At 64.4% G+C, this 12,905-nt stretch carries 10 protein-coding genes; 2 read left to right on the top strand and 8 right to left on the bottom strand.

All coding sequences use genetic code 11. The annotated features are described in order from the left end of the window. Together AB0N75_RS08725 and AB0N75_RS08720 are read right to left on the bottom strand one after the other, a co-directional pair. Complete coding sequence (locus tag AB0N75_RS08725; protein WP_364648076.1) at window positions 1-450, bottom strand: hypothetical protein; 450 nt, start codon at window positions 448-450, stop codon at window positions 1-3. Then, on the bottom strand, window positions 447-1,919 hold the full coding sequence (locus AB0N75_RS08720; protein WP_364648074.1) for an APC family permease: 1,473 nt from the start codon (window positions 1,917-1,919) through the stop codon (window positions 447-449). Before AB0N75_RS08720 ends, AB0N75_RS08725 begins: the two co-directional genes overlap by 4 nt. 381 nt (window positions 1,920-2,300) lie before the next feature. Here AB0N75_RS08720 and AB0N75_RS08715 point away from each other — a divergent pair, with 381 nt between their 5' ends. Further along, window positions 2,301-2,861 carry a hypothetical protein gene (locus AB0N75_RS08715; protein ID WP_364648071.1) on the top strand — a complete coding sequence of 187 codons (561 nt, stop codon included), beginning with the start codon at window positions 2,301-2,303 and terminating at the stop codon, window positions 2,859-2,861. Between the two features lie 30 nt (window positions 2,862-2,891). Here the strand turns inward: AB0N75_RS08715 and AB0N75_RS08710 are convergent, their stop codons facing one another. After that, window positions 2,892-3,428, bottom strand: a complete 537-nt coding sequence (locus tag AB0N75_RS08710; protein ID WP_364648068.1) for a hypothetical protein — start codon at window positions 3,426-3,428, stop codon at window positions 2,892-2,894. A 134-nt stretch (window positions 3,429-3,562) separates the two neighbouring features. After that, window positions 3,563-5,383, bottom strand: a complete 1,821-nt coding sequence (locus AB0N75_RS08705) for an ABC transporter ATP-binding protein (protein WP_364648065.1) — start codon at window positions 5,381-5,383, stop codon at window positions 3,563-3,565. Window positions 5,384-5,463: 80 nt separating this feature from the next. Here AB0N75_RS08705 and AB0N75_RS08700 point away from each other — a divergent pair, with 80 nt between their 5' ends. Continuing rightward, window positions 5,464-6,087 (top strand): PH domain-containing protein, encoded by a 624-nt coding sequence (locus AB0N75_RS08700; RefSeq protein ID WP_364648063.1) that lies wholly within the window; start codon window positions 5,464-5,466, stop codon window positions 6,085-6,087. A gap of 40 nt (window positions 6,088-6,127) precedes the next feature. Here the strand turns inward: AB0N75_RS08700 and AB0N75_RS08695 are convergent, their stop codons facing one another. The 4 genes from AB0N75_RS08695 to selB all read right to left on the bottom strand — a co-directional run bounded on the left by AB0N75_RS08695 (window position 6,128) and on the right by selB (window position 12,904). Next, window positions 6,128-7,156 carry an ABC transporter permease gene (locus AB0N75_RS08695; RefSeq protein WP_364648060.1) on the bottom strand — a complete coding sequence of 343 codons (1,029 nt, stop codon included), beginning with the start codon at window positions 7,154-7,156 and terminating at the stop codon, window positions 6,128-6,130. Then, a complete protein-coding gene (locus AB0N75_RS08690; protein WP_364648057.1) occupies window positions 7,153-8,694 on the bottom strand; it encodes an ABC transporter permease in 1,542 nt (513 codons plus the stop codon). Before AB0N75_RS08690 ends, AB0N75_RS08695 begins: the two co-directional genes overlap by 4 nt. 210 nt (window positions 8,695-8,904) lie before the next feature. Further along, window positions 8,905-10,710 (bottom strand): ABC transporter family substrate-binding protein, encoded by a 1,806-nt coding sequence (locus tag AB0N75_RS08685; protein WP_364648054.1) that lies wholly within the window; start codon window positions 10,708-10,710, stop codon window positions 8,905-8,907. A gap of 391 nt (window positions 10,711-11,101) precedes the next feature. Continuing rightward, window positions 11,102-12,904 carry a selenocysteine-specific translation elongation factor gene (gene selB / locus AB0N75_RS08680; protein ID WP_364648051.1) on the bottom strand — a complete coding sequence of 601 codons (1,803 nt, stop codon included), beginning with the start codon at window positions 12,902-12,904 and terminating at the stop codon, window positions 11,102-11,104. Between the last annotated feature and the right edge of the window lies 1 nt (window position 12,905).

Here is a 12,905-nt window from a genome sequence, read left to right as displayed (position 1 = left end):
TCATCCGTTCGCCGAGTCGGTCGTTTCGAGGCTGTCGACGAACTGCTGGAACTCCTTCAGTTCATCGGGGCAATAGACCTTGATGATCGCTAACTGCCCGCGGAAGAGGGCGTTGTCCACCAAGACCGGGCGGATCCCGGGCCCGCTTGCACCGTTCGTGAGCAGTGCGTAGAGCGTCGAGCGGCTGAGTGCCCGGTTGGGATTGGCACATACGGAGCCGCCGTCGTCGCCGAGCACACGGGCCACGACCTCCGGCGCGGGCGCAGCTGTCGCGCCGGCGTCTTTGAGTACCTGAACGAGTTCGGTGGCCTTCTCCTCGGCCCGCTGACTCTCGCGTGCGGCGCTGAACGCAACCACAGCCCACACGGCGAGGATGACAAGGACCACCGTCACCACCACGTAGATCACCGATCGTTGGCGTGGACTCTGCTGCTCGGTTACAGTACTCATGCCGCGGCCTCCTCCGACTCGCTGGCTGCGTCCGGCGACTTCCAGGACGGCTTCCGGAACCGGTAGAACAGCCACGGTATGAGCAGCCCTAGGCCAAGCGCGCCGCCGCCGACGATCACGAAGTAGATCCACGGGTTGCCGCCGCCGAACTGCGACGGCGGAATGAACCCGACGAGCAGCGCGGCGAGCGATGCCGCGAAGCCGACGCCGCACAAACCGACGAGCATCGGGGCGCGGTATCCGCGGGGGTGGTCCGGGTGGCTGCGCCGCAGTCGCACGGCCGCCACGAACATGAGCAGGTACATAATCAGGTAGACCTGCGTGGTGATCACGGAGAAGATCCAGTAGGCGCTCGATACGCTGGGGATGAGCGCGTAGCCAAGAGCGATCACCGTGGTCACGACCCCCTGCGTCACCAGCAGGTTCTGCTGCACGCCGTTCTTGTTCAGCTTCTGCAGGAACGGGGGAAGATACCCCTCCTGCCGAGAGATGAGCAGCAGGCCCTTCGAAGGCCCGGCAAGCCAGGTCAGCATACCGCCGAGCGAGGCAGCTACCAGCGCGATGCCGATGATCGGGGTGAGCCATTGCCAGCTGAACACGGCGAGCACCGCGTCGAACGCCTGCATGACGCCCGCGGTGAGCGAGAGCTGATCGGCCGGAACGATCCAGCTGATGGCCAGGGCCGGCAGGATGAAGATCAGCAGCACCAAGCCCATCGCCAGGAAGATCGCTTTCGGGAACTCCTTATCGGGCTGGCGCAGCGACGACACATGCACCGCGTTCATCTCCATGCCGCTGTAGGACAGGAAGTTGTTGACGATGAGCACCAGACTGGCGAGACCGGCCCACTCCGGGAAGAAGTTGGCGGCCGTCATGGGCGCCGCCGACGGGTTCCCTTGGCCGAGGAAGACGGCGCCGAGGAGCACCAGCAGGGTTCCGGGAATCAGCGTTCCGATGATCAGGCCAGCACCGGCAAGACCGGCGACGCCCTTGGTGCCCCGGGAGGATATGAGTACGCCCGACCAGTAGCAGACCATGATCACCAGCGCGGTCCAGGGGCCGCTGCTCGCGAGGTCGGGGTTGATCACGTAGGCGAGCGTCGAAGCGACGAACCCGAGAAGCGTCGGATAGTAGAAGATCGTCATGGCGAACTGACACCAAACGGCAAGGAAGCCCATGGGCTTCGAAATGCCTGTTGCCACCCAGTTGTACACGCCGCCCTTCCACCCCGACGCCAGTTCCGCCGAGACCAGCGAGGTCGGCAGCAGGAAGACGATCGCCGGCACAAGGTACAGGAAAACCGCAGCCAGCCCATACACCGCCATGGTCGGCGACGGCCTCAGACTCGCCACCGAAGCGGTGGTCATGAGTGCCAGCGCCACCCACGAGATATAGGCGACGGCGGGAGGGTTGGTGCCGCGCGTGCCCGAAGCGCCGGCACGGCCGGCGGAGGAGTCGGCGGTGCTCATCAAGACCTCCTCGGCCGGGGCATCGCTGTCCGCAGCCTTGCGATCGCGTGGGACGGTTTGTGCATGGCGTCCACCTCCGGGTAAACCACGTCGACGCTGCCCCACGCTCACTCGCCTGTACCAGCGGTGACGTCGAGGTACCGATCTGATGCTCTGGATCGTCCCAGAGCCTCCGCCTATCCGGCATCGCCCGAGCAGGGTGATCTCTGCTGCAAGGGAATACCGGCGGAAGGAGACATGGGCTTCGCTCCGGTTGGCCGCCGACCCCCTTAACTCGCCGATGTTGCCTTTTGGGCGGTCCTCGGCGGCGCCACGTCCGCGCTCCGCCCGCCACGGGTCAATGTAGCTGCTCACCCCACTGCGGGTTCTCACCCAATACGGATGATGCTCTACCGAGCGCTCGTGGTCGACTCATGGGGTCAACCCGTTCGGAAGCACCGGGGCGCAAGCTTCAGCCATGATGGGAGTGGCCACGGATGCGGAGGAACGGCAAAGTCAGAGATCGCGGCGCAGCAATGCGGTCATCTGGCTGGGACCGGGCAGTTTCCCCCCGTCTTCGGCCGGCAGATCGGTCGCCGCGCACCGGTCGGCCTGGTGGTCATGGCGCTGCTCACGATCTTTATGGTCATCGCGCTTGATCTGAACAGCATCGCCTCGCTCGGCGGCGCGGTGGCGCTCCTGATCTTCTCGACGATCACGGCAGCCCATTTCAAGACCTACCGGGAAACGCATGCGAGCTTGATTGTGCTCATCGTCGCGGTCGTTGCAGCGTTGGGCACCCTCGTGGTCTTCGCCCTGACCACCTTGGCTGACGAGCCGAAGACCGCGATCGCCTTTGTGGTCATCCTCGCCGCGGCGCTCCTGCTGGAATTCATCTGGAAGAGCGTCAGAAACCGCGGCAGACCGCGTTCCGCATCAAGCGGCCAGCCAGGGTCCCGCTAGTTCTCCGGCGTCGAGGCGCAAGGGCCGCGGTCAGGCCAGCTCGCCGAGTTTGGCCTTCCAGAAGGCCCGCCAGTGATCGAGCTGCTCGACCGACTCCAGCCGTTCGTGCTGTAGGCCGACGGAAGCCTTTCCTGCGGCCTTCTCGTAGATGTGCACATTGACCCGGGAGCCGTCCGCCAAGCCGCAGCGCCAGTAACGCCACTTTGCGGAGTCGCTCAACTCGGGTCCGCGGGTGACCGCTATGCCCGAGAATTCCTCCGCTCCGCCGATCACGGCAATCCACTGATCCCGCGCCTGGTCCATGCTGCCGCGTGCCGTCTTGCTCACCGAGGTCTGGAACTCGCCGTCGCAGTCCTGGCCGGGCTGGCGCCGGCCGATCTGCTGTTCGAAGGCAATGGTCGCCGATTGCGCCCACCAGCCCTCGGCCAAACCGGACTCGTTCAAGGCCAGGGCAATGTCCTTGTGGCTCAGCGTTGTGGCGCCGATGCCGGCCAGGAACTGCTCAACCGTGGACCAGCTGACGCCGATGCCGTTTTCGATCGCCTCGATGTTGATGTTGCGGACCACTGACCCTCCCTGACGTGAACGGTTGCCCGGCCGGTGCGCTCGGCTGAGCGCACCGGCCGGATCGGGCTGAACCTCTGACCGTCATTTCACCATGGGCAGGGGCGCAATACTATGGATGGCGGAATTCGTTGAAGTCAGTCGCCGGCGGCCAGCAGCAGGGCCCGCAGCTCGCGGCGCTCGCGCTGCTTCTCCGGATCGGGCAGTGGCACGGCCGCCAAGAGCCGCTGGGTGTACAGTTCCTGCGGGTTGCGCAGAATCTCGTCCCGGGTGCCCTGCTCAACGATCCGGCCGTGCCGCATGACGCAGATGCGGTCGGCCAGCACGTCGATGACGGCCAAGTCGTGCGTGACGAACAGGCAGGCGAAGCCCAGTTCCTGCTGCAGGTTCTGGAACAGCTCCAGCACCGTGGCCTGGACTGACACGTCCAGTGCGGACGTGGGTTCGTCCGCCACCATCAGCTTGGGCTCCAGCGACAGAGCCCGGGCGATGCCAACGCGCTGCTTCTGGCCGCCGGAGAGTTCGTGCGGATAGCGGTTGCGGTAGGCCCGCGGCAGCTCCACCTGGTCCAGCAGCGCCTCAATCCTCCGCTGCAGCGTGGCACCCTTGGCCACGCCGGCAAGGTACATGGGTTCGCCAATGCTTTCGCCAATCGGCAGCCGGGGGTTCAGCGAGGATGACGGGTCCTGGAACACCATGCCCACCTGACGGCGCAGCGCGTGCAGCTGCTTGGGCCGTGCACCGGCGATTTCCTGCCCGACCACGCGCAACGAGCCCTCCGCGACGGGCAGCAGCCCGACGGCGGCGCGCCCGATGGTGGTTTTGCCCGAGCCGGACTCCCCCACCAGACCAACAACCTGGCCCGGGTAGATGGACAGGTTGGCGCCTTCCACGGCGCGGAAAGCCGGAACGCGCCCTTGCTTGGGGTATTCGATCGCCACATCGGCCAGCTCAAGCACGGCTTCGCCCCTGGCCACGTCATGGAGCGACTGTGCCAGGGCTTCGGCATTCTCGCGTTCGCGCCGTTGCAGCTCGGTCTCGTTGATGCTGAGTGAGGCGCCGGTCGCCGCGGCCAGGGCCGCTGTGATGTCCACTTCGGCGTCGTTTTCCGAGCCTCCGCCCAGGTGCGGCACGGCGGCCAGCAGAGCCTGTGTGTATTCATGCTGCGGATTGTTGAAAATCTCCACGGCGGTTCCGGTCTCCACGATCCGGCCGCGCCGCATCACGGCGATCTTGTCCGCCAGGTCGGCCACCACACCCATGTCGTGCGTGATCAGCACAATGGCGCTGTCCAGCTTGTTGCGCAGGTTGCGCATCAGATCCAGGATTTCGGCCTGGACGGTGACGTCCAGCGCGGTGGTGGGCTCATCGGCGATCAGCAGCTTGGGATCGCAGGACAGCGACTGGGCGATCATGGCGCGCTGCCGCTGGCCACCGGAAAGCTGGTGCGGGTAGGACCGGAAGGCCTTTTCCGGGTCGGGCAGCTCGACCAGTTCCAGCATCCGCAGCGCCCGCTGTTTGGCGTCCTCCGGCGAGATGGCATTGTGCAGCCGCAGCGTTTCCACGATCTGGAACCCGATGGTGTACACGGGGTTCATCGCCGTCATGGGCTCCTGGAAAATCACTGCAACATCGTTGCCGCGGACTTGCCGGAGCTTGGCGCTGCTCAGGCCCAGGATTTCCCGACCGTTGAGCCTGACGCTCCCCGTCGCACGGCTGTTGGACGGCAACAGGCCCAGCAGCGCCATGGAACTGGCGCTCTTGCCGGAACCGGATTCGCCCACGATGGCGAGGACTTCGCCTGCCTTGACGTCGTAGGTGAGGTTGATCGCGGCAGGCACCCATTCCTTGTCCACGCCGAAATCGACGCTGAGGTTGGTCACCTCCAGGACGGGTGCTGAGCTGCGAGCCGTCTCCACGCTTCCTACCGGCAGAGTCGGATCGATGATTTCAGTCATAGCTGGTCTTTCCCTTCCAACCTGTCGCAGTTGGTTGATGCTAGTGGAGAACTGGTGGCCAGTCCTGAAACTATGGGGGCATGACAACGTCTGCTGCTGCCAGTTCCACGATCTTCCGTCCGCGCTCCGCAATCTGGTTCACCGGAGTCGTCTGGGCGATCGTGGCAATCAGCCTGGCGTCCTCGGTGCTGACGCACGGGACGGACAGCCTGCTCGGCGCCTGGCCGCTGCTGACGATCGCTTACGTGACGTGGTGGCTGGCCTGGTACCCCGCGGTGGTTATCGGCGACCACGGGGTGGTGCTGCGCAACCCGGTCCGGACCGTCTCCGTGCCCTGGAACGCCCTGGTGACCGTTGACACCAAGTACGCACTGACCCTGGTGACCCCTCGCGGCAAGTACAGCTCGTGGGCCGCACCCGCTCCCGGAATGTTCGGTGTCCACCGTGCCCGCACCGATCACGTCCAAGGGCTTCCGGAGACCACCTACGGCCCGGCGCAGTCGATCCGCCCGGGCGATCTGGCGAACTCGGATTCCGGCGCAGCAGCCTACCAGGTCCGGAAACGCTGGGCGGAGCTTCTGGCCGCGGACAGGATCAGCATCGGCGAGGCGGACCGCGTCCCGGTGAGCCGTAAGCCGAATTGGGTTTTGCTTGCCGCCGGAACCGCGCTGGTGGTTCTCAGTGCGGTGACGCTGGCCAACTGAGCCTGGCCGCGTCCGGCCGGGGAGACGTCGGGTACGCATCTTAGACGCCCGTCGTCTGGGTGGTTCCGGTCTCAGGGTGGGCGGAAACCGCCGCGGCCTTCGCTCTCTTGGCATTGAACTTCTTCTGCCGGGGGTCGAAGGCATCGCGCAGCCCATCGCCGATGAAGTTGATGCAGAGGCAGATCGCCACGATGAACAGGCCAGGCCACCAAAACAGCCACGGACGGGTTTGGAACGCTTCCTGGTTCTGGCTGATCAGCGAGCCCAGCGACACATCCGGCGCCTTAACCCCCATCCCGATGTAGGACAGGCTGGTCTCCAGCAGGATCGCCGCAGACATGCTCAGGGTCACCGAGACGATGATGACGCCCACGGCGTTCGGCAGGATGTGCTTGAAGATAATGCGGGCGTTGGACGCGCCAGCGATCCGTGCAGCGTCGACGAATTCCCGCTCACGCAGGGACAGGAATTCGGCGCGCACCAAGCGTGCCAGTCCGGTCCAGACCACGGCGCCCACGAACAGGCCGAGGAAGTATGGCTGGACATCCGCGCCTACGGCGCGACCAGCCACCTGGCCCATCACGGCCGCAATGATGATCAGCGGGATCACGATCACGACGTCGGTCAACCGCATCAGCACGGTCTCAATCCAGCCGCGGAAGTAGCCCGACATTGCACCGATCACAACACCGATGGCCCCGCCTACCAAGCCGATGAGGAACATGACCGCCACCGAGATCTGGACCCCGCGCATGGTCTGGGCAAAAGTGTCACGGCCCAACCGGTCCTGGCCGAACGGGTGCTCGCCCAGGCCCAAGGGGAACAGTTGCAGGGTGGGCCGGCCGCCATTGACCAAGTCGTTGACGCCGTTGTGCGTGTATTTCCACCATCCGGGCAGCCCGAACATTCCGCTCGATGAATAGGCGATCAGCAGGATCAGGGCGAAAACCACCAGGCTGATCACGGCGGCGGTGTTGCCGAGGAAGCGCCGACGGACAATCTGGCCCTGGCTGAGGCCTGCTTTGTTCTCGTCAGTTGCGGCAACGGGTTTCGTTGACGTGGTGCTCATGCCTTTACCCTCACTCGCGGATCAAGCGCGGAGTAGACCAGATCCGCGACTAGGTTGAACACCAAGGCAAGAATGCCGGTGATCAGGAAAACGCCCATCACAGGATTGGGATCGACTCGGTCCAAGGACTGAATGAACAGCTGGCCCATACCGGCAAACGCGAACACCTGCTCGGTAATCACGGCACCGCCAATCAAACCGCCGATGTCGAAAGCAACAATCGTGGCGATGGGGATCAATGCGTTGCGGAAGGCGTGGCGCATGACCACTGTCCTTTCGCTCAAGCCCTTGGCCCTGGCCGTACGGATGTAGTCCATGTTCATGATTTCCAGCATGGACGAGCGTGCGTAGCGGCTGTAGGACGCCAACGAGATGAGCAGCAGGGCAACGGTTGGCAGCAGCAGGTGGGTGAAGGTATCCAGCCCGTGGACCCAGAAGTCCCCCTGCAGGTTCGGCGTCTCGGACCCGATGGTGGCGATGGGCCGCCCGTTGATTCTGCCGTTGTTGAAGTACGCGGGCCAGGCCTGCATGTATCGGTCCAGCAGGATGAGGCCGCCGACCAGGAAAGCGGTCATGGCGGCGGCGTTCATGTTCTGCCGCCGGTCGTAGCCGCCCATCAGCCAGCCCACGGCCAAGCCGACCAGGACGGTGGCAAGGGCCAGCAGGAAGATCATCAGCCCAGTGGCTTGCGCCAAGAGTTGTTGGATGGGGAAGTAAATGACGGTGCCGATGCCCACGGTGATCAGCGCGGCATAAAGGGCCCTGCGGTTCTTCAGGCCGGCAGCCAGCAAAGTGATGCCGAAGGCGATCGCAACGCCGCAGATAACAATGACGACCAAGCCAAGGCCCGGTGTCTTGAACCATTGGGTCACCGACAGGCCCCATACGACCGCGGCGGCCAGCAGGAAGCCGATGCCTGCCATCCCGAGTTTCCTCAGGTAAGTTCCCTTGGCACAGACGAACCACACCGCGGCACTGGCTACTCCGATGATCAGAATCGACGAAACCGGGATACTCGGATCCCGGAGAAAATTGTTGAACCCGATGGCACCGAATTCCTTCAGCAGCACGGCAACCCAAAAGACCGGAAGCGAAAAGAAGAGGAACGCCATGAAAGTCACGCCGTAGTCCAGCCCGCTGTATTGGCGCAGCGCCGTGACAATACCGAGTGAAACGCCGATGACGATGGCGAGTACCGCCGCAGCAGTCACCAGCAGAATCGTCATTCCCATGGCGCGGCCCAGAGCTTCGGTGACCGGTTGGCCGTTCAGCGCATAACCCAAATCGCACTGGCCGACGAAGGGAACAACGCACTTGGCCGCGCCGGCCAGCCAGCCGAAGTACCGGATCGGGGCGGGCGTCCCGAGGTCCAAGAGCGCGATCCGCTGCTGGATCAACTGCTCTTTATTGGGCGAATTACTTTCGCGCAGGTCGTGGAGGGGGTCACCTGACAGGGCTGTCAATTGGTAGACCAGGAAGGAGGCACCCAGGAGAATAAGCACGGCGGTAAAAAGCCGCCGCACAATGTAGGTCACCATAGCGTTTTTCAACCTCGCTGATGTGGTTCTGGAAGTCTTGTTGATCCCTCGGTGTCACAAATGAGCGTAATGCAGTCGAAGGCTGACGACTATTGGGAAAACCCAACTACTTGTGGCAGGAAATGGATCATAAAAGCTGCAAGACGTCGGGACCGAGGTATTCAGGGTCCCGACGCCTTGCACGCTCTTGCCTAGGATCAGGCTTGAAGGTTACTTAACCTTCCACTCCCAGAAGTTCCAGAAGACGCCTGTCTGGTTCGGCTGGTACTTCACACCCTCGATGCGGTCGCTGTTGTAGGCATCAAGGCCCACGGACTGGAACAGCGGGAGTCCGTAGAAGGAATCCCAGACATGCTTGTCGATCTGGGTGACGAGCTTGTCCTGTTCGGCCGAGTCGGTGGTCACGATCAGCTCGTCCATCAGCTTGTCGGCTGCCGGTTCCGAGAAGCCGTTGAAGTTGGAGCCGGCATCGGTCTTGAAGATCTGCGGTACGCCGGATACACCCACGCCAGGCGAGGTCCAGCCGAAGATCGTCGCGTCGTAGGTTCCGTTGCCCAGCGCAGCACCCCAGTCGGAGGCGCCCAAGCCGCCGTCGACAATCTTGAAGCCTGCCTTCTCAGCGGACTCCTGGATCAGCGCGTAGGCGTCGGCACGGTTGGGGTTGTCCTTGTTGTACATGATCCGGACTTCCGGCGTGGCGCCGGCAAGGAGCTCCTTGGCACCCTCAACGTCCGCTTCCTTGTAGTCCCCGGAGCCGTTGCTGGCCGCGGAGGCCTCGTAGGCATCCTGGGCCGGCACGAAGAACTGCGAGTCCAGCGGCGCGGCGTCGGCCTTGAGCGGCTTCACAATCCGGTCAACAATTGCTTGGCGGGGAATGACCTTCATGAAGGCTTCGCGGACGTTGTCGTCCTTGAACACACCGGTGTAGTTCAGGTCGATGTGGTCGTAGGCGAGCTGGTCCTCGACATCTACGGTGACGCCCTCGATGCCTTGCAGCAGTTCAACGGTGTCGGCCGAAGGCTGCGGGGCAATAATGTCCACCTCGCCGTTCTTCAGGGCGCTGACCTGGTCCGGGGCAGCACCGATGAAGCGGATGGTCACTTCATCAACGGCCGGCTGCGGTCCGAAGGTGTAGGACTCGTTGCGGACCAGGGTGATCGACTGATCCGGAGTGATCGAATCGACGACGAACGGACCGCTGGAGAGGTACAGCGACTCATCGGTCGGCAGCGACTTCGTGTCGAAGCCCGTGTTCCAGAAATCGGCGACGGCCTTCAGGTCCTTGTTCTCCTTGGCCGGCTCATCGGGGTTTCCTCGCTTCAGGCCCTGGATGATGTCGACGAGCGCCTGCTCATCGGCCAAGCCGGCCTTTTCGGCCAGAACGTGGGCCGGCAGGCCGATGCCGCCGTCATTGAGCCCGCCGAAAGCGATCTCCCAGTCGGCGAACGGCTTGGAGTACGTCAGGGTGATCGAACGGCCGTCATCGCCGACCTCGGGAATCTCGGTCAGACCCAGCCCGCTGGTGTCGCCGGCGAAGTCGAAGTAGCTCGTTCCGCTGGTGACGTTGCCTTCCTCGTCCGTCTTGGCGTCATTGGCGTAGCCCGATTCGACCAGCCAGTTCAGCAGCAGGTCGCCGGCGTCAACGGCATTGCCGTCCGACCACTTAGCGCCTTCGTTCACGGTGTACTTCACCACGAGCGGGTCATCCGAGACCTTCTCGTAGGTGCCGAATTCTTCGTTCCGTACCACCTTGAGCTGATTGTCAACGTAGTAGAAACCGCCGTGCGTCATGTAGGCGATCTTGCCGTTAATGTCGACATTGCCAGTGGCGGAATCCGAGTTGAATGAGCTGAAAGCGTTGGTCTCAGCGACGCTGATTGAACCGCCGGCTGCGGCCGCGGTGGACTCGCCCGTGCCTTCAGGGGAATTTCCGCCGCCCGAAGTCGCGCAGGCGCTCAGGGCCAGGGCTGCAACAGCCGCGACACCAATAGCTTTGGAAGTACGTCCGAAACGCATTCCGCCTCCTTGTTTCTGTCTCTGAAAGGTCCCCGGCAGTGCTGCAGAGGACGGACATACACCCCGTCGCCTGAAGTTCAACGAGCTTCCCGCCGAACGTGGCATGTCTCACACGCATTAGAGCGTAAACCGGAACCACCCGGGTTGGGTATAAAAACTTCGCTTCAGATCCGGTTGTTACCGAGATGCAACCTTAAAGCCTCGGCCCGTCTCCGCGGGAAACATGGCCGTCATCGTGACGCAACGCCGGAAATAGCCCGGAAACACAGGGGAAGAGGGCGCTCCGGCCCGCGACGTGGGGCCGGGAAGACAGTTGCCTGAGACAAACTTTAGTTATCGGCTGCTAACTGAACGCACCGGCTGCGACGGCCTTCGACCGGTTGCCTGCCGCCTATCCCGGGGCTGGACGGACGAGGGCGCGGTGGCCGGAGTCGAGGCGCCGGGTCCATCCCAGTCCGTCGAGGTGTTCGAGCAGCGGGACGGCAACGCGCCTGGTGGTACCCAAGCGTTGGCGTGCCTCACTGGTGGTAAAGGGCTGCGGCAGGCGGGCCAATTCACGCATCGCCATGGCCGGTGCGTGCGGAAGCAGGACCACGCCGCCGGCCAGCCGCAGCAGGCGGCCGCTTCGCTCGGCTGCCGCCAGTTCCCGGTCGCCTAGTCCCAGATCCTTCAGGTCGTGAGCCTCCGGCGCGGCGAATGGATGCGTGCTCAGGCCTCTTTCCACCGCGCGCACGGCCGCCTCTGCCGGGCCGAGGTCGCCGCGGGGTCCCGGGAGGCGGATGAATCCGCCGTCGTGCTCCAGACCTGATTCCCGCACCACCGTGTCCAAAAGTGCTTCGCCTTCGGGGCCCAGCAGCTCCCGGGCAGCCCCGCGGGACAGGCCGGCCGACAGCGGGTCCTTCTGCGCGAGTTCCTGGACCGCGAGGCGCAGCTGCCGCTGCCAGGCTTCGAAGACGGGCTGATGTACCCACCAGTCACCAAACGCCTGCACCTGGTCGGGGACCTTTCCGAGGGAAGCAACACCCATGCGCTGCAAGTGGCTTACGCGGACCGCACCGCGGCGGGCGACTTCGATCAGCGCGTCTCCCTCTGGAGGCATGACCGCGAGGCGTTGCGCCCGCTGAGCGCTGTCGCCGCGGCGTTTGAGGGCCGGAGGATCGACGTCAAGGACTTGCACTCCCGCCAACACCGAACGGCTGTCCGTTGTCCGGAGCACCAGGCGATCCCCGAGCTCAAGCGGCAGTCGCCGATCGAAGGCGAGCCGGGCATGATCGCCGTCGAACGGACGCAGCCGGCACGGCACGGCGGCGGTGCCGATATGCGCGATCAGTTCCCGCGGAACCTCGCCGAACGGCGTCCCCATGCTCCGGCGCACATCGATCGTGTCCACCATCGGCCAGCTGTCTTCAGAGACCAAGACGTCGCCGCGGTGCACGGACTCAGCGGGCACACCGGAGCGCAGGTTGACGGCCACCCGGTTGGTTGGACCGATAGAGGGAACCGCTTGATTGCGGCTGTGCAGGGCCCGCACCGACACCGTCCTGACGTCCCGATGGCCGTACATCCGCAAACGGTCTCCCTGGTTCAAGGTGCCCGCCGCAAGGGTCCCGGTGACCACGGTCCCGGCGCCGCTGATGCTGAACGAACGGTCAATCCAGAGGCGCACCCGGGCCATCGGGTCGGGACGCGGCAGGGATTCCAACATCTCGTCCAGGACACGGCGCAGTTCTTCGAGTCCGGTCCCGGCAACCGCGGAGACGGTGACCGCCGGTGCGTCGGACAGCGCGGTGCCGGCCAGCTCAGCACGCACCCGCGCAAGAACCTCGTCGGACCGGTCCGGCGCGCGGTCGCCGCGGGTCAGCACCACCACCCCATGGCTGATGCCAAAGGCGGCGATGGCGTCGCGGTGGTCGCTGGATTGCGCCTGCCACCCCTCGTCGACGGCGACAACGAAACACACCGCCGGGACGGGCCCGAGGCCAGCCAGCATGTTTCCGAGGAACCGCTCGTGGCCGGGAACATCCACGAACGCCACGTCCCTGCCGGATGGAAGCCGCGTCCAGGCGAAACCGAGGTCAATGGTCAGGCCCCGGCGCCTTTCTTCGGCCCAACGGTCGGTCTCCATTCCGGTGAGAGCCCGCACGAGGGTGCTCTTACCGTGGTCGACGTGTCCGGCGGTGGCCACCACGAACATC

Origin of the sequence: Arthrobacter sp. NPDC089319 (genome assembly GCF_040684925.1) — a bacterium.
In the GTDB taxonomy this organism is placed as follows: domain Bacteria; phylum Actinomycetota; class Actinomycetes; order Actinomycetales; family Micrococcaceae; genus Crystallibacter.
The sequence above is the reverse complement of the archived record's forward strand: the minus strand, read 5'-3'. Positions and strand labels throughout refer to the sequence as shown.